Raw genomic sequence first — 20,748 nt, 5'->3', positions numbered from 1 at the left:
ATCCTGACGGCTGCGAAGGGCAAGGACGGCATGCTAAACTTATACCTTTTTGGTGAAGGGCTTTGCCCTGCCTTCGGTTACCCCTTAGATGACCACTCAATTCGCCAAAGAAACCCTGCCGGTCAGCCTCGAAGAGGAGATGCGCCATTCCTACCTCGATTACGCCATGAGCGTGATCAAGGGCCGGGCACTCCCTGATGTACGCGACGGACTCAAGCCGGTGCACCGGCGTGTGCTCTTCGCCATGCACGAGCTGTCCAACGACTGGAACAAGGCCTACAAGAAATCCGCCCGCATCGTCGGCGACGTGATCGGTAAGTATCACCCGCACGGCGACACTGCAGTCTACGACACCATCGTCCGCATGGCGCAGGATTTCAGCCTGCGCTATATGCTGGTGGATGGCCAGGGCAACTTTGGTTCTGTCGACGGCGACAATGCTGCTGCCATGCGCTACACGGAAATCCGCATGGCACGCATCGGCCACGAGTTGCTGGCCGACATCGACAAGGAGACGGTCGATTTCGGGCCGAACTACGACGGCTCGGAGCGCGAACCGCTGATCCTGCCGGCGAAGATTCCCAACCTGCTCATCAACGGCAGTTCGGGCATCGCCGTCGGCATGGCGACCAACATTCCGCCGCACAACCTGAACGAGGTGGTGGATGGCTGCCTGGCGCTGCTGGACAACCCCGAACTGGGCATCGAGGATCTGATTGCGATCATTCCTGCCCCCGACTTTCCCACGGCCGGCATCATTTACGGCACCGTCGGCGTGCGCGAGGGTTACCTGACCGGCCGCGGCCGCATCGTCATGCGGGCGCGTACGCATTTCGAGGACCTGGAGAAGGGCAACCGCCAGGCCATCATCGTCGACGAGCTGCCCTACCAGGTTAACAAGAAATCCCTGCTGGAACGCATCGCCGAGCTGGTCAACGAGAAGAAGCTGGAGGGGATTTCCCACATTCAGGACGAGTCCGACAAGTCCGGCATGCGCGTGGTCATCGAATTGAAGCGCGGCGAGGTGCCGGAGGTTGTGCTCAACAACCTGTACAAGATGACGCAGTTGCAGGATACCTTCGGCGTGAACATGGTGGCCCTGGTCGACGGCCGACCGCGCCTGCTCAACCTGAAGGAGATGCTCGGCGCCTTCCTCGCTCACCGGCGCGAGGTAGTGACGCGGCGCACCGTGTTCGAACTGCGCAAGGCGCGCGAGCGGGGCCATATCCTGGAGGGCCTGGCGGTGGCCTTGTCCAATGTCGACGAGATCATCGCCCTCATCAAGGCGGCGACGACGCCGCCGGAGGCCAAGCGCGAACTGATGGCGCGCACCTGGCGTTCGACACTCGTCGAGGAGATGTTGGCGCGTGCTAACGCGCAGGCTTCGCGACCGGATGGACTGTTGCCCGAATTCGGCATGTCCGGGCAGGGCTACCGGTTGTCCGACGCCCAGGCCCAGGCCATCCTCGAACTGCGTCTGCAGCGCCTGACCGGCCTCGAACAGGACAAGATCGTCTCCGAGTATCGCGAAGTGATGGCGCAGATCGCCGACCTGCTCGACATTCTGGCTAATCCCGCACGCATCACCCGCATCATCGCCGAAGAGCTGCAAGCTATCCGCGAGCAGTTCGGAGACGCGCGGCGCTCCGAGATCGTGGTGAACGCCGAGGATCTCTGCCTGGAGGACCTCATCACCCCGACCGACGTGGTCGTGACCCTCTCCCATGGCGGCTACTTCAAGCGCCAGGTGTTGGCCGACTATCGCGCCCAGCGGCGCGGCGGCCGCGGCCGCCAGGCCACTGCGATGAAGGAGGACGACTTCGTCGACCGTCTCTTCGTGGCCAACACGCACGATTACATCCTGTGCTTCTCCAACCGCGGACGTGTCTATTGGCTGAAGGTGTACGAGGTGCCGGAAGGCTCCTCGACCAGCCGCGGCAAACCTATCGTCAATCTCTTCCCGCTTGCCGAGGGCGAGAAGATCACCGCAGTGCTGCCGGTGAAGGAGTTCGACGAGGGACATTATGTGTTCATGGCGACGATGGGCGGAACGGTGAAGAAGACCCCGCTGTCGGCTTTCGCCAATCCGCGCAAGGCCGGCATCATCGCCGTCGATCTCGATGAGGGGGACCACCTCATCGGCGTCGCCATCACCGACGGCGAGTACGACGTGATGCTGTTCTCCGATGCCGGCAAGGCTGTGCGTTTCGCCGAGGAGGACGTGCGCCCCATGGGCCGCGAGGCGCGCGGCGTGCGCGGCATGATGCTCGAACCGGCTCAGAGCGTGATTTCGATGCTCGTCGCCAAGGGCGAGGAGCAGAGCGTGCTGACGGCGACCGAGAACGGCTTCGGCAAGCGCACGGCGATTGCCGAATACACCCGGCACGGCCGCGGCACTAAAGGCATGATCGCCATCCAGACGTCCGACCGCAATGGCAGGCTGATCGGCGCCGTGCTGGTTTCCGATACCGATGAACTGATGCTGATATCCACTGGCGGCGTGCTGATTCGCACGCTGGTGCAGGACATTCGCGAGATGGGGCGCTCGACGCAGGGCGTGACCCTGATCAACCTGGATGACGGCACCAAGCTGGCCGGCATGGAAAAGATTATTGAGACCGAGGAGGAGTAAGAAGAAATGGCACGCGTATTCAATTTCAGCGCCGGCCCGGCGACCCTGCCGGAGTCCGTGCTCAAGCAGGCGGCGGAAGAGATGCTCGACTGGCACGGCAGCGGCCAGTCCGTCATGGAGATGAGCCACCGCGGCAAGGAGTTCATGAGCATCGCCGCCCAGGCCGAGGCCGACCTGCGCGAGCTGATGGGCATTCCCGCCAACTACAAGGTGCTCTTCCTGCAGGGCGGCGCCACCCTGCAGTTCGCCATGATTCCGATCAACCTGCTGCGCGGCAAGGCGAGCGCCGACTACGTCAACACGGGTGAGTGGGCCAAGAAGGCGATCAAGGAAGCCAAGCAGTACTGCCAGGTGAACGTCGTCGCCTCCAGCGAGGACAAGGGCTTCAACTACGCCCCGGCCCAGGCCGGCTGGAAGCTTTCCAGGGACGCAGCCTACGTTCACTACACCGCCAACGAGACCATCGGCGGTGTCGAGTTCCACTGGGTGCCGCAGACGGGCGACGTGCCTCTGGTGTGCGACATGTCCTCGAACATCCTGTCCAAGCCGGTGGACGTTTCCAAGTACGGCCTCATCTATGCCGGTGCGCAGAAGAACATCGGACCGGCCGGCCTGACCATCGTCGTCGTGCGCGAGGACCTCATCGGCCAGGTGCTGCCGAAGACCCCGGTGATGCTCGACTACAAGACGCATGCCGAGAACGAATCGATGTACAACACGCCGCCCACCTACGGCATCTACATTGCCGGATTGGTGTTCCAGTGGCTGAAGCAGCAGGGCGGCCTGGCGGCCATGGAGAAGCACAACCGCGAGAAGGCGGCGCTGCTCTACGCCTTCCTCGACCAGAGCAAGTTCTTCGTCAGCCCGGTGGCCAAGGCCGACCGCTCGCTGATGAATGTGCCGTTCACCCTGAAGAAGGCCGAACTCGACGAGGAATTCCTCAAGGGTGCCAAGGCACGCGGAATGATCCAGCTGAAGGGCCATCGCTCCGTTGGCGGGATGCGCGCCTCGATCTACAACGCGATGCCGGTCGAGGGCGTCAAGGCCCTGGTCGACTACATGAAGGAATTCGAGGCGAAGCATGGCTAAGAATTTCCAGGTCCTGGTCCTCAACCAGATATCCCAGGCCGGCCTGAAGCGCCTGCCGGCCGAGCAGTACACCGTCGGCAAGGACATCGTGTCGCCGGATGCCATCCTGGTGCGCTCGGCCGACATGCACAAGATGGACATCCCGGCCTCGGTGCGCGCCATCGGCCGAGCCGGCGCCGGCACCAACAACATTCCGGTCAAGGCCATGAGCGGGCGGGGCGTGCCGGTCTTCAACGCGCCGGGCGCCAACGCCAACGCGGTGAAGGAACTCGTCATCGCCGGCATGCTGCTGGCGGCGCGCAACCTGACCGGCGCCATGCGCTTCGTCTCCACCCTCGATCCGAAGGATCCGGAGATGGAGAAGAAGGTCGAGGACGGCAAGAAGAACTTCGCCGGCTACGAGTTGGCCGGCCATACCCTCGGGGTCATCGGTCTCGGCAAGATCGGCTGTCTGGTGGCGGATGCCGCCATCAAGCTTGGCATGAACGTCATGGGCTACGACCCGGAAATCACCGTGGATGCCGCCTGGAGCCTGCCCTCGCAGGTGAGGAAGGCGCACAGCGTCGGCGAGGTGCTGAAGAACGCCAATTTCGTCAGTCTGCACGTGCCGCTGGTGGATGCCACGCGCAAGATGGTCAACGAACAGTCGTTGGAGCATGTCCGCCACGGCGCCGTGCTGCTCAACTTCTCACGCGAAGGCGTGGTGGACGAAGCCGCCGTGCTGGCGGCCCTGGAAGGGAAGAAGCTCGGCTGCTACGTCTGCGATTTCCCCAGCCCGCACGTCAACAACCATCCCCATGTGGTGGCCTTGCCCCACCTCGGCGCATCGACGCGCGAGGCGGAGGACAATTGCGCCGCGATGGTGGCCGACCAGGTGCGCGATTACCTTGAACACGGCAACGTGCAGAACTCGGTGAACTTTCCCAATACCGTGATGCCGCGCGAGTCGGGTTTCCGCATTGCCATCGTTAACGCCAACGTGCCGAACATGGTCGGGCAGATCTCCACGGCGATGGCCAAGGCCAACCTGAACATCCACAACATGGTGAACAAGTCGCGCGGCGACATTGCCTACACCCTGGTAGATGTGGACAGTGCCGTCTCGCAGGCGGTGATCGATTCGATCTCCGGCATCGAGGGCGTGTTAACCGTGCGCTACCTGCCCGCATAACAAATGAGCGACGACCTGCAGCGCCTGCGCGCCGAGATCGACCGCCTCGACGAGGAGGTGCTGCAACGCCTGTCGCGCCGGGCCGAGATCGCCCACGAGATCGGCCGCGTCAAGGGCGGAGCGGTGGTGTACCGGCCCGAGCGCGAAGCGCAGGTGCTGCGGCGCATCACCGGGCTCAATCCGGGGCCGCTGGCCGACGGTACGGTCTGGCATATCTTCCGCGAAATCATGTCGGCCTGCCTGGCACTGGAACAGCCCCTGCGCATCGCCTATTTCGGACCGGAGGGCACCTTCACCGAGAGCGCTGCGAAAAAGCATTTCGGCGCGTCGCCGCAGTTTACGGCGACGGCGACCATCGACGAGGTGTTCCGCTCCGTCGAGGCGGGCCACGCCGACTATGGCGTGGTGCCGGTGGAGAATTCGACGGAAGGTGCAGTCGGACGCACTCTCGACCTGCTCCTGCAGATGCCGATCAAGATCTGCGGCGAGGTCATGCTGCGCATTCACCAGCACCTGCTCTCGAAGGCGGAGCGGCTGGAGGCGGTCAAGCGTCTTTATTCGCACAGCCAGTCGTTGGCACAGTGCCATGAGTGGCTCAACAACAACCTGCCGGCCCTGCCGCGCGTGCCGGTGGCGAGCAATGCGGAGGCGGCGCGCATGGCAGCCGAGGATGCGGAGTCCTGCGCCATTGCCGGCGAGGCGGCGGCAGATCGTTATGGCCTGAACCGGTTGGCGAACGACATCGAGGATGACCCGAACAATACGACCCGTTTTCTCGTCATCGGCATGCATGACGCCGGTCCGTCCGGCCGCGACAAGACCTCGATCGTCTGCGCCTCGCAGAACAAGGCCGGGGCAATGTATGCCCTTCTTGAGCCGCTGGCGCGGCACGGCGTGTCGATGAGCAAGTTCGAGTCGCGCCCTTCGCGCACCGGACTGTGGGAGTACGTCTTCTACGTTGACGTCGAAGGCCACCAGAGCGAGGAGCGGGTGATCAAGGCCTTCGCCGAACTGCGCGACCGCGCCGCCTTCGTCAAGGTACTCGGCTCCTATCCGAGCGCTGCGGTTTGACAAGCCGGAACAAACGGGAGAGGTTGACCTTCGAGGGGGGAATCACACCATGAGTATCGCTGAACTCGCACCAACGTATATCCGCGCCATCTCGCCCTACCAGCCGGGCAAGCCGATCACCCAGCTGGCGCGAGAAATGGGTTTGCCCGTCGAAAAGATCGTCAAGCTGGCCTCCAACGAAAACCCGCTCGGCATGAGCCCGCGGGCCCGCGCCGCCATGAAGGCGGCCATGGAGGGCATCGAGCGCTATCCGGACCAGTTCGACCTGACCGCAGCGCTCGCCGAGAAACTCGGCGTCGGCATGGAACAGATCGTGCTGGGCAACGGCTCGAACGACGTGCTTGACTTGGCTGCGCGCGTCTTCCTGGCGCCGGGTCGCTCCTCCGTGTTCTCCAGGCATGCCTTCGCAGTGTACCCGCTGGCGACCATGTCGGCCGGCGGCGAGTGCATCGTCGTGCCGGCCAAGCATTACGGCCACGACCTCGACGCCATGCGTGCCGCCATCCGCCCCGACACCCGCATCGTCTGGGTGGCCAACCCGAACAACCCGACTGGCAACTTCCTGCCCGGCGCCCAGGTGAAGGCCTTCCTGCAGGCGGTGCCGAAGGACGTGGTGGTGGTGCTGGATGAAGCCTACAACGAATACCTGCCGCCGGCCGACCGCGTCGACACCCTGGCCTGGGTGAAGGAATTCCCCAACCTGGTCGTCACGCGCACCTTCTCGAAGATCCACGGCCTGGCGGGACTTCGCGTCGGCTACGCCGTCACCACGGCCGAGATCGCCGACCTGATGCACCGCGTGCGCCAGCCCTTCAACGTGAACAACCTGGCGCTGGCCGGCGCCATCGCCGCGCTCGACGACCATGCCTTCATTGCCGAGAGCTACGACAACAACCGGCGCGGCATGGAGCAGATCATCGCCGGCCTGAAGCGCCTCGGCCTCGAGCACATTCCCTCGCACGGCAACTTCGTCACCTTCAAGGCGGGCGACGCCGGGAAAGTGAACCAGGCGCTGCTCAAGCAGGGCGTCATCGTGCGGCCGATCGGCGGCTACGCGCTGCCCGAGCACCTGCGCGTCACCATCGGCCTGGAGAGCGAGAACGCGCGCTTCCTCGCGGCCTTGGAGAAGGCGCTCGAAGGCGCCCGTTAGCACGCTGATGGGCTTCCGCCTCGACAGAGTTGTCGTCTTCGGCGTCGGCCTGATCGGCGGCTCGTTTGCCCTGGCACTGAAGCAGGCCGGGGCGGCGGGCGAGGTGGTCGGCATCGGCCGCAGCCGGGCCACGCTCGACGAGGCGCTGCGCCTGGGCATCATCAACCGCATCGGCGCCTGCGATGCCGCCACGCTGCGCGATGCTGATCTTGTCCTCCTCGCCACCCCGGTCGGCCAGATGCCGGCGCTGATGCAGGCGATGGCGCTGCACCTCGGCCCGCGGACGGCCATCACCGACGGCGGCAGCACCAAAAGCGACGTCGTCGCTGCTGTCCGCCAATACTTGCCGAAGCATCTCTCGCATTTCGTGCCGGCCCATCCCATCGCCGGGGCGGAGAACAGCGGCGCGGCGGCGGCGAAGGCCGACCTCTACGTCGGGCGCAAGGTGGTGCTGACGCCGCTGCCGGAGAACGCTCCCGAGGCGGTCGAGCGCGTGCGCGCAGCATGGGCTACCTGCGGTGCCACCGTGCACGAGATGGCGCCGGCGCGCCACGACCAGGTGTTCGCCGCCGTGAGCCACCTGCCGCACCTGCTTTCGTTCGCCCTTGTGCACGACCTGGCGCAGCGCGAGAACCGCGAGGAGTTCTTCCGCTTCGCCGCCAGCGGCTTCCGCGACTTCACGCGCATCGCCGCCAGCCATCCCGAGATGTGGCGCGACATCTGCATCGCCAACAGGACGGCCCTGTTGGGCGAACTCGAGCAGTACCAGCGCCAGCTGGACGAATTGCGCCAGGCGCTATTGTCCGGCGACGCCGCCGCCCTCGAGGCCGTCTTCGACGAGGCGCGCACCGTGCGCCGCGCCTGGGCCGAGGGCAAGCTGTCCTGATGGAATTTCTCGACCTCGCTCCCGCGCGCCACGCATCGGGCACGGTGCGGCTGCCCGGATCGAAGAGCATCTCCAACCGCTTCCTGCTGCTCGCTGCCCTGGCCGAGGGCGAGACCGACATACGCGACTTGCTGCTCTCAGACGACGTCGAGCGCATGCTCGAGGCTCTCAAGGCGCTCGGCATCGATTGGCGGCGTGGGGAGGGCAACGACTTCCGCGTGCATGGCGCCGGCGGCGCCTTCCGGGTCAAGCAGGCGGAGCTGTTCCTCGGCAATGCCGGCACGGCCTTTCGTCCGCTGACGGCGGCACTGGCGCTCTCGAACGGCCATTACCGGCTCTCCGGCGTGCCGCGCATGCACGAGCGGCCGATCGGCGATCTGGTGGACGCGCTGCGCCAGATTGGCGCCGACATCCGCTATCTCGGCAACGAAGGCTTCCCGCCTCTGCAAATCCAACCGGCAGCGATCAAGGCCGGCGGCCGGGTCACGGTGCGCGGCGAGGCTTCCAGCCAGTTCCTCACAGCGCTCCTGATGGCGTTGCCGCTGACCGGCGCAGGGGAGACGGTGGAGGTGGCCGGCGAGCTCATCTCCAAGCCCTACATCGACATCACGCTGAACCTGATGGCGCGCTTCGGCGTAAACGTCGAGCGGGAAAGCTGGCGCGCCTTCCGTATCCCGGCCGGTGCCCGCTACCGCAGTCCGGGCACGCTGTTCGTCGAGGGCGACGCTTCCGCCGCCTCGTATTTCCTGGCGGCGGGGGCGATCGCCGGCGGGCCGGTGCGCGTCGAGGGGGTGGGACGGGACAGCATCCAGGGCGACGTGCGTTTCGCCGAAGCGCTTGCGGGGATGGGTGCGCTGGTGGCGATGGGGCCCAACTGGATCGAAGCTGCCGCGCCGAAGGGCGGCCGGCTGAAAGCCATCGACCTCGACTGCAACCACATCCCGGACGCCGCCATGACCCTGGCCGTGGCGGCACTCTTCGCCGAGGGTACGACGCGACTCGGAAACATCGCCAGCTGGCGGGTCAAGGAAACCGACCGCATCGCCGCCATGGCCACCGAGTTGCGCAAGCTCGGTGCGACGGTGGAGGAGGGCGCGGACTTCATCGCCGTCTCCCCGGGACTGACTTTGTCGCCGAACGCCGTCATCGACACCTACGACGACCACCGCATGGCGATGTGCTTCTCGCTGGCCTGCCTGGGCGGGGTACCGGTGCGCATCAACGACCCGAAGTGCGTGAACAAGACCTTTCCGGACTACTTCGAGCGCTTCGCCGGCCTGCTGGCGCCGGTGATCGCCATCGACGGCCCCTCGGCTTCCGGCAAGGGCACGGTGGCGGCCCGGGTGGCGGAAGCGTTGGGCTTTCACTATCTGGACAGCGGCGCCCTCTACCGCCTGGTGGCCCTGGCCGCCTTGCGGGCCAACGTGGCGTTGGACGACGGCGCGGCCCTGGCGCGCATCGCCGAGACCCTGCCGGCGGCCTTCGAGGGCGGCCGCATCCTGCTCGGCGGCGAGGAGGCGACCGAAGCCATCCGCAGCGAGGCATGCTCGGCAGGATCCTCGAAAGTGGCCGCCTTTCCGGCCGTCCGGGCCGCCCTGCTCGGGCGCCAGCGCGCCTACCGGCAGGCGCCGGGCCTGGTTGCAGAGGGGCGCGACATGGGTTCGGTGGTCTTCCCCGATGCCCCCCTCAAGGTCTTCCTGACGGCAACGGCCGAGGCGCGTGCCGAGCGGCGCTATAAACAGTTGATCGACAAAGGAATGTCTGTTAGCATTGATACCCTTTTGCAGGATCTGCGTGAACGTGATGCGCGCGACAGCGCGCGGGCGATCGCCCCCCTGCAGAAATGCGCGGATGCCGAGTTGCTCGACACCACGGCAATGACGGTCGATGAGGCCGTCGCCTGGGTTGTCGAACGAGTCCGGCAACGTTTGCCGCAAGCTGCGGCGCGCTCCTGAAACAACGGAAGCGCCGCAGGCGTGGTGTCGCGAAGGCGATGGCGCAGCAGGTGCCGCCCGGCGGGCGGGTCAATCGACTGATTGTTTGATGCAGGGCTACCCTGCCGCAGTGCGCGGTTTTTTCTTTGCGGCGATGTTCAACTTACAAGAGCCGTCCCTTTTTGGCCGGCGTTAGGTTTAATAATTTATGTCTATTGCAACTTCTACCCCCGCCTCGACCCCGGAAAGCTTTGCCGCCCTCTTTGAAGAAAGCCTGTCGCGCCAGGAGATGCGCGCAGGCGAGGTGATCACCGCCGAAGTCGTCCGCATCGACCAGAACTTCGTGGTCGTGAACGCCGGTCTCAAGTCCGAGAGCTTCATCACCATCGACGAATTCCGCAACGACCGCGGCGAGGTCGAGGTCAAGCCGGGCGACTACGTCAGCGTCGCCATCGAGATGCTCGAGGACGGCTATGGCGAGACGCGCCTGTCGCGCGAGAAGGCCAAGCGCATTGCCGCCTGGAACGACCTGGAGAAGGCGCTCAACGAAGGCGCCCTGGTCAAGGGCGTCATCAACGGCAAGGTGAAGGGCGGCCTGACGGTCATGACCAACGGCATCCGCGCCTTCCTGCCCGGCTCGCTGGTGGATGTCCGCCCGGTCAAGGACACCACGCCCTACGAGAACAAGGAATTCGAATTCAAGGTCATCAAGCTCGACCGCAAGCGCAACAACGTCGTCGTGTCGCGCCGCGCCGTGCTCGAAGCCTCCGCCGGCGAGGAGCGCGAACAGCTGCTCGCCAATCTGAAGGAAGGCACCGTCGTCAAGGGCATCGTCAAGAACATCACCGACTACGGCGCGTTCGTCGACCTCGGCGGCATCGACGGCCTGCTGCACATCACCGACCTGGCCTGGCGCCGCGTGCGTCATCCCTCGGAAGTCCTCAACGTGGGCGACGAGGTGCAGGCCAAGGTGCTAAAGTTCGACCAGGAGAAGAACCGCGTCTCCCTCGGCCTCAAGCAACTCGGCGAAGATCCGTGGGTCGGCATCTCGCGTCGCTACCCGCAGGGCACCCGCCTGTTCGGTAAGGTCACCAACCTCACCGACTACGGCGCTTTCGTCGAGGTGGAACAGGGCATCGAAGGCCTGGTGCATGTCTCCGAGATGGACTGGACCAACAAGAACGTGCATCCCTCCAAGGTCGTCCAGTTGGGCGACGAGGTCGAGGTGATGATCCTGGAGATCGACGAGGATCGCCGCCGCATTTCGCTGGGCATGAAGCAGTGCCTGCCGAACCCGTGGGACGAGTTCTCGATGAACCACAAGAAGGGCGACAAGGTGCGCGGCCAGATCAAGTCGATCACCGACTTCGGCATCTTCATCGGCCTGCCCGGCAACATCGACGGCCTGGTGCACCTGTCCGACCTGTCCTGGTCGGCGGCCGGCGAGGAGGCCGTGCGCAACTTCAAGAAGGGCGACGAGGTCGAGGCCGTGGTGCTGGCCATCGACGTCGAACGCGAGCGCATCTCGCTGGGCATCAAACAGCTGGAGGGCGACCCCTTCACCAACTTCATCGCCACCCACGACAAGAACAGCGTCGTCAAGGGCACGGTGAAGAGCGTCGATGCCCGTGGCGCGGTGGTGCAGCTGTCCGAAGAGGTCGAGGGCTACCTGCGCGCCTCCGAGGCCGCCCGCGAGCGCGTCGAGGACCTGCGCACCCTCGTCAAGGAAGGCGACGTTCTCGACGCCATGATCATCAACGTGGACCGCAAGTCGCGTTCGATCAACCTGTCGATCAAGGCCAAGGACCAGGCCGAGCAGAACGAGGCCATGCAGAAGTTCCAGAGCGAATCGTCCGCGTCCAGCGGCACGACCAACCTCGGCGCCCTGCTGAAAGCCAAGCTCGGCAATACCCAGCAATAACCTCATCAGGCGAACATGACGAAGTCGGAACTCATCGCGAAACTGGCGGGACGCTTCCCGCAATTGGTCGCCAAGGATGCCGATTACGCCGTCAAGATGATTCTCGATGCCATGACCGCCGCGCTCACCCGCGGCGATCGCATCGAGATTCGCGGCTTCGGCAGCTTTGCGCTGAACTACCGGCCGCCACGCATCGGACGCAACCCGAAATCCGGCGAGAAGGTGCAGGTGCCCGAGAAATACGTGCCGCACTTCAAGGCGGGCAAGGAGCTGCGCGAGCGCGTGGACCAGCTCGGCTGATCGGCCCGGCTTGCTGCCGGACTGATCTGATGGAATCGGGCGGCGTCTGGCGATGCCGCCCTTTTTTTAGGCGTGCCCGGCCGGACCGGCCGTGTGGATCGACATGAAAATTCTCATCTGGCTGCTGCGCATCGTGCTGTTCGTCGTGTTGCTTGGCTTTGCAGTGAAGAACAGCAGCATGGTCACGCTGCATTTCTTCTTCGATGCAGCCTGGCCGCTGCCGCTGGTCGCCGTCATGTTGATCTTCTTCGCGGCCGGGGCGATTGCGGGGCTGTCTGCCGCGCTCGGCACCTTCCTGCGCCAGCGCCGGGAACTCGTCCGCCTGAGGCAGGAACTGGAAGCGGGCGCGCGGCAGGAATAGGGCTGCGTCCCTCCGAGACACAAGAGAAGGGCAGGCCCGGCATATGGAATTCGAACTGTGGTGGCTGCTGGCGATCCCGCTGTTTTTCGCCCTGGGTTGGATGGCCGCGCGCGTCGATATCCGGCACGTCGTGCGCGAGTCGCGCGCCCTGCCGAAATCCTATTTCAAAGGGCTCAATTTCCTTCTCAACGAGCAGCCCGACAAGGCGATCGACGCCTTTCTCGAGGCAGCCAGGGTCGACCCTGAAACGGCCGAATTGCATTTCGCCCTGGGCAATCTGTTCCGCCGCCGCGGAGAGACGGACCGCGCCATCCGCATGCACCAGAATCTGGTCGAGCGGGAGGGGCTGAAGGAGGAGCAGCGCCAGCATGCCCTGGCCGAGTTGGGACACGACTACCTCAAGGCTGGCCTGCTCGATCGTGCCGAGGACATCTTCGCCGGCCTTCTCGGCACCAGCCAGAACGAGGCTGCCCTGAATTTCCTGCTGGAGATCTACCAGCAGGAGAAGGAGTGGCGCAAGGCCATCGACATCGCCCGCCAGTTGCCCGACCATTCCGGCCATCTCTGGCAAAAGGAGATTGCCAACTTTTACTGCGAACTTGCCGCTACCGAGATCAGCAACTCCCGTCCCGGAGAGGCGCGGGTCCTGCTTGAAGAGGCGCTGGCGACGCACCGCAAGTCGGTGCGCGCGACCATCCTGCTCGGCGACCTGCATGCCGCCGCCGGCGATCTCGAAGCCGCCATCGAGGCCTGGAAGCGCATCGAGCAGCAGAATCCGGTGTATATCGCACTGGTCGCCGCCAAGCTGATGGAGTCCTATCGCAAACTGGGGCGCAGCGAGCAGGGCCTGCAATTGTTGCGCAGCTATCTTGCACAAACCCCTTCGCTCGACTTGCTCGATGCCGCCTTCCAGTGGGCACTGGCCGACGAGAGCCCCGAGGCGGCCTACCAGCTGGTGCGCGACGAGCTGCGGCGCAACCCGACCCTGCTCGGCCTGGACAAGCTGCTGGAGGCGCAGATCCTGGTCGCGCCGCCCGAGCGGCGTGCGGACCTGGAGCTGGTGAAGAACCTGATTCATAACCACACGCGCAAGGTGGCGCGCTACCGCTGCGACAGCTGCGGCTTCAAGGCGCGGCAGTTCTACTGGCGCTGCCCGGGCTGCGGCGCTTGGGAAAGCTATCCGCCAAGGCGCACGGAAGAATTCGATCTGACACCCTGAGAGGCCATTCTTGAAGATTACCGTCATCGGCACCGGCTACGTCGGCCTGGTCAGCGGCACCTGTCTCGCCGAGGTGGGCAACGACGTGCTGTGCCTGGATCTCGATGCGGAAAAGATTCGCGTCCTCAACGCCGGCGGCATGCCGATCCACGAGCCGGGCCTGCTCGAGATGGTCGCGCGCAACCGCTCTGCCGGCCGCCTGCGCTTCACCACGGACGCGAGGGAGGCAGTGGCGCATGGACTGCTGCAGTTCATCGCGGTGGGCACGCCGCCCGACGAGGACGGCTCGGCCGACCTGCAGTACGTCGTCTCGGCGGCCCGCTCGATCGGCCGCCACATGGACGGCTACAAGGTGATCGTGGACAAGTCGACGGTGCCGGTCGGGACGGCGGACCAAGTGCGCGCGGCGGTGGCCGAGGAACTGGCGGCGCGCGGCCTGAAGGCCGAATTCAGCGTCGTTTCCAACCCGGAGTTCCTCAAGGAAGGGGCGGCGGTGGAGGACTTCATGCGCCCGGACCGCATCATCGTCGGGGCCGAGGAGGCGCGGGCGGTCGAACTGATGCGGCAGCTCTACGCGCCCTTCCAGCGCAGCCATGAACGGCTGATCGTCATGGACGTGCGCTCGGCCGAGCTGACGAAGTATGCGGCCAACGCCATGCTGGCGACGCGCATTTCCTTCATGAACGAGCTGGCCAACCTGGCCGAGAGGCTGGGCGCCGACATCGAGCAGGTGAGGCAGGGCATCGGCGCCGACCCGCGCATCGGCTACCAGTTCCTCTATCCGGGCTGCGGCTACGGCGGCTCCTGTTTCCCGAAAGATGTGCAGGCGCTCAATCGCACGGCGCGCGACGCCGGGGGCGAGCTGCGCGTCCTCGAAGCGGTGGAGGCGGCCAACGAATTCCAGAAGGGTGTGCTCGGCCGCAAGATCGTGCGGCGCTTCGGCGAGGATCTCTCCGGCCGCAGCTTTGCCCTCTGGGGGCTGGCCTTCAAGCCCAACACCGACGACATGCGCGAGGCGCCCAGCCGCCGCGTGATCGCCGACCTGCTGGCGCGCGGCGCGCGCGTCTGCGCCTACGATCCGGTGGCGATGGACGAGGCCCGCCGCGTCTTCGGCGCCGAGCCGCGCATCGCCTATGCCGACTCGCCGATGGCGGCGCTCGACGGCGCGGCCGCGCTGGTGATCGTCACCGAATGGAAGGAATTCCGCAGCCCGGATTTCGAGGACATGAAGCGCCGTCTCAAGGCGCCGCTGGTCTTCGACGGGCGCAACCTCTACGATCCGGCGCAGATGCGCGCTGCCGGCATCGAATACCACGCGATAGGAAGGTCGCAATGAGCACGCTGACGCTGCCCGACACCTCCAAGGCCCGCATTCTCGTCGTCGGCGACGTCATGCTCGACCGCTACTGGTTCGGCGAAGTCAGCCGCATCTCGCCCGAGGCGCCGGTGCCGGTGGTCAAGGTCGAGCGCACCGAGGAGCGCCCCGGCGGTGCCGCCAACGTCGCGCGCAACTGTGCGGCGCTGGGGGCGAAGGTTACGCTGCTCTCCGTCGTCGGTGCCGACGAGGCCGGCCGGTCGCTGGCGCGGCTGATGGCGGCCGAGGGCATCGAGACCAGCCTGCACGAGGATGCTGAGCTGTCGACCACCATCAAGCTGCGCGTCGTCGGCCGCCAGCAGCAGCTGCTGCGCATCGATTTCGAGAACTGCCCCGCGCACGAGGTGTTGCGCGCCAAGCTGGCGGATTTCGAACGCCAGCTGCCGGACTGCAATGCGGTCATCCTGTCCGACTACGGCAAGGGCGGCCTTGCCCACATCGGCGAGATGATCCGGCTGGCGCGTGCGGCCGGAAAACCGGTGCTGGTGGACCCGAAGGGCGAGGATTTCGCCCGCTACGCCGGCGCCACGCTGCTGACGCCGAACCGCGCCGAGCTGCGCCAGGTGATCGGCCGCTGGGTCTCCGAGGCCGAGCTCGAAGCCAAGGCGACGCGCCTGCGCGGGGAGCTGGGCCTGGAGGCCCTGCTGGTGACGCGCAGCGAGGAGGGTATGACCCTGTTCCGCGGCCAGGAGGCCTTGCACGAACCGGCCCAGGCGCGGGAGGTTTATGATGTAAGCGGCGCCGGCGACACCGTCATCGCCACCCTGGCGGTGATGCTGGCGAGCGGCGCGGACCTGCACGCGGCGATGCGACTGGCCAACCGCACGGCCGGCATCGTCGTCGGCAAGCTGGGCACGGCCGTCGTGCAGCTCGACGAATTGCGTGCCGCACTCTGACCAACGGAAGAAGACCGACATGTACACCATCGTGACCGGCGCCGCCGGCTTCATAGGATCCAATCTGGTGAAGGCGCTCAACGAACGCGGCGTCACCGACATCATCGCCGTCGACAACCTCTCCAAGGGCGACAAGTATCGCAACCTGGTCGATTGCGAGATCGCCGACTATCTCGACAAGAACGAGTTCACCGAGGCGCTGGCAGCGGGCGAGCTCGACGGAGCGGTCGACGCGGTGCTGCACCAGGGTGCCTGCTCCGACACGATGGAGCACAACGGCCAGTACATGATGGACAACAACTATCGCTACTCCCTGGAACTGCTCGACTTCTGCCTCGACCAGGACGTGCCCTTTCTCTACGCCTCGTCTGCTTCCGTGTACGGCGGCGGCCGCGTCTTCCGCGAGTCGCGCGAGTTCGAATCCCCGCTCAACGTCTACGGCTATTCGAAGTTCCTCTTCGACCAGGTCGTGCGCCGCCGCCTCGCCCGGGCTGACTTTTCCGCACAGGTCGCCGGCTTCCGCTATTTCAACGTCTACGGCCCGCGCGAGCAGCACAAGGGCCGCATGGCCTCGGTGGCCTTCCACTTCTTCAACCAGTACCAGGCCGAGGGCAAGGTCAGGCTCTTCGAGGGCTGCGACGGCTACGGCAATGGCGAGCAGCGTCGCGACTTCGTCTTCATTGGCGACGTCGTCAAGGTGAACCTGCATTTCCTCGACAGCGGCGCCTCCGGCATCTACAACCTCGGCACCGGCCGCGCGCAGTCGTTCAATGACGTTGCCGTCGCCACTGTGAATGCCTGCCGTGCCTCCAGGGGCGAGCCCCCCCTTTCGCTGGAGGAACTGCGGGCGGCGGGTGTGATCGAATACATTGCCTTCCCTGAGGCCCTGAAAGGCAAGTACCAGAGCTACACCGAGGCCGACGTGTCGCTGCTGCGCCAGGCCGGCTACGAGGCGCCATTCGCGACGGTGGAAGAAGGCGTTGCGCAGTATGTGAGCAGCCGGATCGGATCATGAAACAGGTTCTCGAAGACTTCGTCGGCAATACCCCCTTGGTGCGCCTGAAGCGCCTGCCCGGCGCGGACAACGAGCGCCGCGGCAACGTGATCCTCGCCAAGCTGGAGGGCAACAACCCGGCCGGCTCGGTAAAGGACCGGCCGGCGCTGTCGATGATCCTGCGCGCCGAGAAGCGCGGCGACATCAAGCCGGGCGACACCCTGATCGAGGCCACCAGCGGCAACACCGGCATCGCCCTGGCGATGGCAGCGACCATGCGCGGCTACAGGATGGTGTTGATCATGCCCGAGCACCTCTCCATCGAGCGCCGCCAGACCATGCGCGCCTTCGGTGCCGACATCGTGCTCACCCCGCAGAAGGGCGGCATGGAGATGGCGCGCGACGTCGCCGACAAGATGGTCGCGGAAGGCAAGGGCATCATGCTCGACCAGTTCGCCAATCCCGACAATCCGCTCGCCCACTACGAGGGCACCGGCCCGGAGATCTGGCGCGACACGCAGGGAAAGATTACCCACTTCGTCTCCAGCATGGGCACTACCGGCACCATCATGGGCTGCTCGCGCTTCTTCAAGGAGCAGAACCCGAAGATCGAGATCGTCGGCTGCCAGCCGGAGGAGGGCTCACAGATCCCCGGCATCCGCAAATGGCCGGAGGAATACCTGCCGAAGATCTACGACAAACGTGGCGTCGACCGCCTGGAGTACGTCAGCCAGGCCGATGCCGAGGAGATGACGCGGCGCATGGCGCGCGAGGAGGGCCTCTTCGCCGGCATCTCTTCCGGCGGCGCCATGGCGGTGGCCCTGCGCGTGGCCGGGCAGGTGCGCGATGCGGTGATCGTCACCATCGTCTGCGACCGCGGCGACCGCTACCTTTCCACGGGTGTTTTCCCTGCTTGAGATGATGCTGCGCGGGCGTCGCCGCGCCGTCTTCCTGGCGCTGACTTTCCTGCCTGTGCTGTCCTGCAGTGCAGCGCAGATCACCCTGTCGCTCGGCTCGATCCGGCACGAAGCCTTCGAGGCCGACGGCGTCACCGTCGCCTTCGACGCGGTGCGCCGCGGCGAGGCCGACATCCGCCTTGGCCGCCTGAAGGTCGCCGGCACCGAGTACCGCGAACTCAAGCTGCACTGCTCGGGCTTCTATTTCGACGGGCGCCGACTCGATTGCCCGGACGGCGCCCTGCAGCGCCAGGACGAGCGTGGCCGCAACCGGCCGGCGCTGCCGTTCTCGCTGGCCTGGCGCGCCGACGGCTTCCTAGACTTCTCGCTGCGCGACGTCGACGCCGTCGCCCTGTCGCCGCTGGTGAAGCGCCTGCGCGGCTGGCGGCCGCAGGGCAAGTTCGACCTTGCCCTCGCCGCCGAGGGCGGCCGGGCGCGGCTCGACCTCGCCGTGCGCGACCTTGCCTTCGCCAGCCGCGCGGGCGACATCGCGGGGAAGGACATCGCCTTCACCCTGAACGCGGCGGCCGAGCGCAACGGCGCCGGCTGGCACTGGCGTGCCCGCCTCGATTGGCCGCAGGGCGAGCTCTATCGCGCACCGTGGCGGCGCCTGGCCGGCGTGCGCCTGGAGGCCGAGGGCGACCTGACCCCGGCGGAACTGGAGGTGGACCTGGCGCGGCTTGACGTCGCCGGGCTGGGCGGCGTCACTGCCGGCCTGCGCTGGGACCGCGAGCGCGGCGAGGCGACCGACTGGGGTTTCATTACCGACCGCATCGACCTGGCGGCGGCCCAGCGCGACTGGCTGCAGCCCTGGCTGGCTTCGCTCGGCATTCCCGAATGGCAGGCCTCGGGCCACGCCCGCATCTCGGCGGAATGGACGGCGCGGGAACTGCGCCGCTTCTATGCCGGGCTGGAGGATGCCCGGCTTGCCGATGCCACCGGCTACCTCGAACTGAATGGCGTCAATGCGCGCATACCCTGGGAGGAAGGGGCGGCAACCGAGGCCGAGTTCGGCGTCGGCAGCGGCCGCCTTGGCGACCTGCCGCTGGGCGGCTTCACGCTGCCTCTGAAGCTCGATGGAAACGAGGCCAAGGTCGATAAACTCGCGGCGCCGCTGCTCGACGGCCGTCTCCTCATCGACGAGCTGCACCTGGCCAAGAGTCAGTCCGGCTGGCACGGCGAGTTCGAGGGCGGCATCGAGGGCGTCTCCATGCCGAAGCTCTCGCGCGCCCTCAAGATGCCGGCTATGGCGGGCAGCCTGACGGCGCGCATCCCCCGCATCGCCTATGAGCCGGGGGTGCTGCATCTCGACGGCGCGCTCGCCATCGAGGTCTTCGACGGCGGCATCATCGTGCACCAGCTGCGCCTGATCGATCCCTTCGGCAAGGACCGCCGCTTCGTCGCCGACGTCACTGCGCGCAATCTCGACCTCGGCATGCTCACGCGCACCTTCGCCTTCGGCGCCATCGAGGGGCGCTTCGACGCCGACCTGCACGACCTCGAGATGCAAGGCTGGAAGCCGCTGCGCTTCGAGGCGCGCGTCGCCAGCAGCGAAGGGAACTACCCGCGCAGCCTGAGTGTCGGCGCGTTGAAGGACATCACCGCGCTGGGCGAGGATGCGCCGCCGCAGGCGCTGGCGCGCGTGCCGGAACGTTCCGGCTTCAGCTTCGGCTACTCGCGCATCGGCTTCGGCTGCCGGCTTTCGAACGGCGTCTGCCTGCTCGACGGCGTCGAACGCGACGGCGACGGCGTCGTCCTCATGCGCGGCAGCGGCATGCCGTCGGTGAGCATCATCGGCTACAATCGGCATATCGACTGGGAGGCGCTGGTGGCGCGCATCCGCGAAGTGATCGCGGGCCGGCCCGGCGTCGTCATCGAATGATTAAAGAAATCCTCTTGCCGATCACGGTCTTCCTCCTGCAGGGCTGCGTCAACCTGCACGTTCACTTTCCGGATGCCTCGGTCAGGACGACTGAAGCCGCGCCTGCCGGCGCGGCCGGCGGTGAAGCGAAATGACGCCCATCCTCGCCTTCGACATCGAGACGATTCCCGACGTGGCGGGGATCCGCAAGCTGCACGACCTGCCCGACGATCTCTCGGACAACGAGGTGGCCGAGTTCGCCTTCCAGAAGCGGCGCGCGGCCAGCGGCAACGACTTCCTGCCGCTGCACCTGCAGCGCGTCGTCGTCATTTCCTGCGCGCTGCGCGAGGGCGATCGCTTCACCGTCTGGTCGCTGGCCGAGCCGAAGCTCGCGGAAGCCGAGATCATCCAGCGCTTCTACGACGGCATCGAGAAGTTCACGCCGCAGATCGTTTCCTGGAACGGCGGCGGCTTCGACCTGCCGGTGCTGCACTACCGCGGCCTGATCCACCACGTCGCCGCGCCGCGCTACTGGGACCAGGGGGAAGACGACCGCGACTTCAAGTGGAACAACTACATCAGCCGCTACCATTCGCGCCACCTCGATCTGATGGACCTGCTGGCGCTGTACCAGCCGCGCGCCAATGCGCCGCTCGACGAGCTGGCGAAACTCATGGGACTGCCGGGCAAGCTCGGCATGGACGGCGGGGCGGTGTGGGGCGCCTGGCAGGAGGGCCGCATCGACGAGATCCGCGACTACTGCGAGACCGATGTGGTGAATACCTTCCTCGTCTACCTGCGCTTCCAGCGCATGCGCGGCGCGCTGACGGCGAAGGCCTTCGACGCCGAGATGCAGGCGGTGCGCAGCGCGCTGGAAGGGCTGAAGCTGCCGCACTGGCAGGCCTTCCTGGCCGCCTGGGAAAAATCGTGAG

Annotated in this window: 17 protein-coding genes; all 17 read left to right on the top strand. The window is 66.1% G+C overall.

The window, feature by feature from the left end:
• The first annotated feature begins 88 nt into the window (after positions 1-88).
• The 17 genes from gyrA (at position 89) to ROZ00_07575 (ending at position 20,747) form a co-directional block, all read left to right on the top strand.
• Positions 89-2,632 carry a DNA gyrase subunit A gene (gene gyrA, locus ROZ00_07655; GenBank protein ID MDT3736083.1) on the top strand — a complete coding sequence of 848 codons (2,544 nt, stop codon included), beginning with the start codon at positions 89-91 and terminating at the stop codon, positions 2,630-2,632.
• 6 nt (positions 2,633-2,638) lie between these two features.
• Positions 2,639-3,721, top strand: coding sequence for a 3-phosphoserine/phosphohydroxythreonine transaminase (gene serC, locus ROZ00_07650; protein ID MDT3736082.1), 1,083 nt, complete (start codon positions 2,639-2,641; stop codon positions 3,719-3,721).
• The gene (locus ROZ00_07645; GenBank protein ID MDT3736081.1) at positions 3,714-4,892 is read left to right on the top strand and encodes a phosphoglycerate dehydrogenase; all 1,179 of its coding nucleotides are present in this window, start codon (positions 3,714-3,716) and stop codon (positions 4,890-4,892) included. The genes serC and ROZ00_07645 overlap by 8 nt, the downstream gene beginning before the upstream one ends.
• Positions 4,893-4,895: 3 nt before the next feature.
• Positions 4,896-5,963 carry a prephenate dehydratase gene (gene pheA / locus ROZ00_07640; protein MDT3736080.1) on the top strand — a complete coding sequence of 356 codons (1,068 nt, stop codon included), beginning with the start codon at positions 4,896-4,898 and terminating at the stop codon, positions 5,961-5,963.
• A 49-nt stretch (positions 5,964-6,012) separates the two neighbouring features.
• The gene (hisC, locus tag ROZ00_07635; GenBank protein MDT3736079.1) at positions 6,013-7,113 is read left to right on the top strand and encodes a histidinol-phosphate transaminase; all 1,101 of its coding nucleotides are present in this window, start codon (positions 6,013-6,015) and stop codon (positions 7,111-7,113) included.
• 7 nt (positions 7,114-7,120) lie between these two features.
• Positions 7,121-7,999, top strand: a complete 879-nt coding sequence (locus ROZ00_07630) for a prephenate dehydrogenase/arogenate dehydrogenase family protein (GenBank protein MDT3736078.1) — start codon at positions 7,121-7,123, stop codon at positions 7,997-7,999.
• Positions 7,999-9,954, top strand: coding sequence for a bifunctional 3-phosphoshikimate 1-carboxyvinyltransferase/cytidylate kinase (locus ROZ00_07625; protein ID MDT3736077.1), 1,956 nt, complete (start codon positions 7,999-8,001; stop codon positions 9,952-9,954). Before ROZ00_07630 ends, ROZ00_07625 begins: the two co-directional genes overlap by 1 nt.
• Before the next feature lie 187 nt (positions 9,955-10,141).
• Complete coding sequence (gene rpsA, locus ROZ00_07620; GenBank protein ID MDT3736076.1) at positions 10,142-11,854, top strand: 30S ribosomal protein S1; 1,713 nt, start codon at positions 10,142-10,144, stop codon at positions 11,852-11,854.
• Between the two features lie 15 nt (positions 11,855-11,869).
• On the top strand, positions 11,870-12,154 hold the full coding sequence (locus ROZ00_07615; protein ID MDT3736075.1) for an integration host factor subunit beta: 285 nt from the start codon (positions 11,870-11,872) through the stop codon (positions 12,152-12,154).
• 103 nt (positions 12,155-12,257) lie between these two features.
• The gene (locus ROZ00_07610) at positions 12,258-12,515 is read left to right on the top strand and encodes a LapA family protein (GenBank protein MDT3736074.1); all 258 of its coding nucleotides are present in this window, start codon (positions 12,258-12,260) and stop codon (positions 12,513-12,515) included.
• Positions 12,516-12,558: 43 nt separating this feature from the next.
• Positions 12,559-13,734 (top strand): lipopolysaccharide assembly protein LapB, encoded by a 1,176-nt coding sequence (gene lapB / locus ROZ00_07605; protein MDT3736073.1) that lies wholly within the window; start codon positions 12,559-12,561, stop codon positions 13,732-13,734.
• A gap of 10 nt (positions 13,735-13,744) precedes the next feature.
• Positions 13,745-15,070: a UDP-glucose/GDP-mannose dehydrogenase family protein gene (locus ROZ00_07600; GenBank protein MDT3736072.1), complete on the top strand. Its 1,326-nt coding sequence runs from the start codon at positions 13,745-13,747 to the stop codon at positions 15,068-15,070.
• Positions 15,067-16,005, top strand: coding sequence for a D-glycero-beta-D-manno-heptose-7-phosphate kinase (gene rfaE1 / locus ROZ00_07595; protein ID MDT3736071.1), 939 nt, complete (start codon positions 15,067-15,069; stop codon positions 16,003-16,005). The genes ROZ00_07600 and rfaE1 overlap by 4 nt, the downstream gene beginning before the upstream one ends.
• Before the next feature lie 19 nt (positions 16,006-16,024).
• Complete coding sequence (rfaD, locus tag ROZ00_07590; GenBank protein MDT3736070.1) at positions 16,025-17,020, top strand: ADP-glyceromanno-heptose 6-epimerase; 996 nt, start codon at positions 16,025-16,027, stop codon at positions 17,018-17,020.
• On the top strand, positions 17,017-17,916 hold the full coding sequence (cysM, locus tag ROZ00_07585; GenBank protein MDT3736069.1) for a cysteine synthase CysM: 900 nt from the start codon (positions 17,017-17,019) through the stop codon (positions 17,914-17,916). Before rfaD ends, cysM begins: the two co-directional genes overlap by 4 nt.
• A complete protein-coding gene (locus tag ROZ00_07580; protein ID MDT3736068.1) occupies positions 17,900-19,837 on the top strand; it encodes a hypothetical protein in 1,938 nt (645 codons plus the stop codon). Before cysM ends, ROZ00_07580 begins: the two co-directional genes overlap by 17 nt.
• Positions 19,838-19,967: 130 nt before the next feature.
• A complete protein-coding gene (locus ROZ00_07575; protein MDT3736067.1) occupies positions 19,968-20,747 on the top strand; it encodes a 3'-5' exonuclease in 780 nt (259 codons plus the stop codon).
• Position 20,748 lies beyond the last annotated feature (1 nt).

Origin of the sequence: Denitratisoma sp., from assembly GCA_032027165.1 — a bacterium.
GTDB lineage: Bacteria > Pseudomonadota > Gammaproteobacteria > Burkholderiales > Rhodocyclaceae > Desulfobacillus.
The sequence above is the reverse complement of the archived record's forward strand: the minus strand, read 5'-3'. Positions and strand labels throughout refer to the sequence as shown.

Coding starts and splice junctions, on each gene's coding strand:
- gyrA (MDT3736083.1), top strand. CDS start 89: ATGACCACTCAATTCGCCAAAGAAACCCTGCCGGTCAGCCTCGAAGAG.
- serC (MDT3736082.1), top strand. CDS start 2,639: ATGGCACGCGTATTCAATTTCAGCGCCGGCCCGGCGACCCTGCCGGAG.
- ROZ00_07645 (MDT3736081.1), top strand. CDS start 3,714: ATGGCTAAGAATTTCCAGGTCCTGGTCCTCAACCAGATATCCCAGGCC.
- pheA (MDT3736080.1), top strand. CDS start 4,896: ATGAGCGACGACCTGCAGCGCCTGCGCGCCGAGATCGACCGCCTCGAC.
- hisC (MDT3736079.1), top strand. CDS start 6,013: ATGAGTATCGCTGAACTCGCACCAACGTATATCCGCGCCATCTCGCCC.
- ROZ00_07630 (MDT3736078.1), top strand. CDS start 7,121: ATGGGCTTCCGCCTCGACAGAGTTGTCGTCTTCGGCGTCGGCCTGATC.
- ROZ00_07625 (MDT3736077.1), top strand. CDS start 7,999: ATGGAATTTCTCGACCTCGCTCCCGCGCGCCACGCATCGGGCACGGTG.
- rpsA (MDT3736076.1), top strand. CDS start 10,142: ATGTCTATTGCAACTTCTACCCCCGCCTCGACCCCGGAAAGCTTTGCC.
- ROZ00_07615 (MDT3736075.1), top strand. CDS start 11,870: ATGACGAAGTCGGAACTCATCGCGAAACTGGCGGGACGCTTCCCGCAA.
- ROZ00_07610 (MDT3736074.1), top strand. CDS start 12,258: ATGAAAATTCTCATCTGGCTGCTGCGCATCGTGCTGTTCGTCGTGTTG.
- lapB (MDT3736073.1), top strand. CDS start 12,559: ATGGAATTCGAACTGTGGTGGCTGCTGGCGATCCCGCTGTTTTTCGCC.
- rfaE1 (MDT3736071.1), top strand. CDS start 15,067: ATGAGCACGCTGACGCTGCCCGACACCTCCAAGGCCCGCATTCTCGTC.
- rfaD (MDT3736070.1), top strand. CDS start 16,025: ATGTACACCATCGTGACCGGCGCCGCCGGCTTCATAGGATCCAATCTG.
- cysM (MDT3736069.1), top strand. CDS start 17,017: ATGAAACAGGTTCTCGAAGACTTCGTCGGCAATACCCCCTTGGTGCGC.
- ROZ00_07575 (MDT3736067.1), top strand. CDS start 19,968: ATGACGCCCATCCTCGCCTTCGACATCGAGACGATTCCCGACGTGGCG.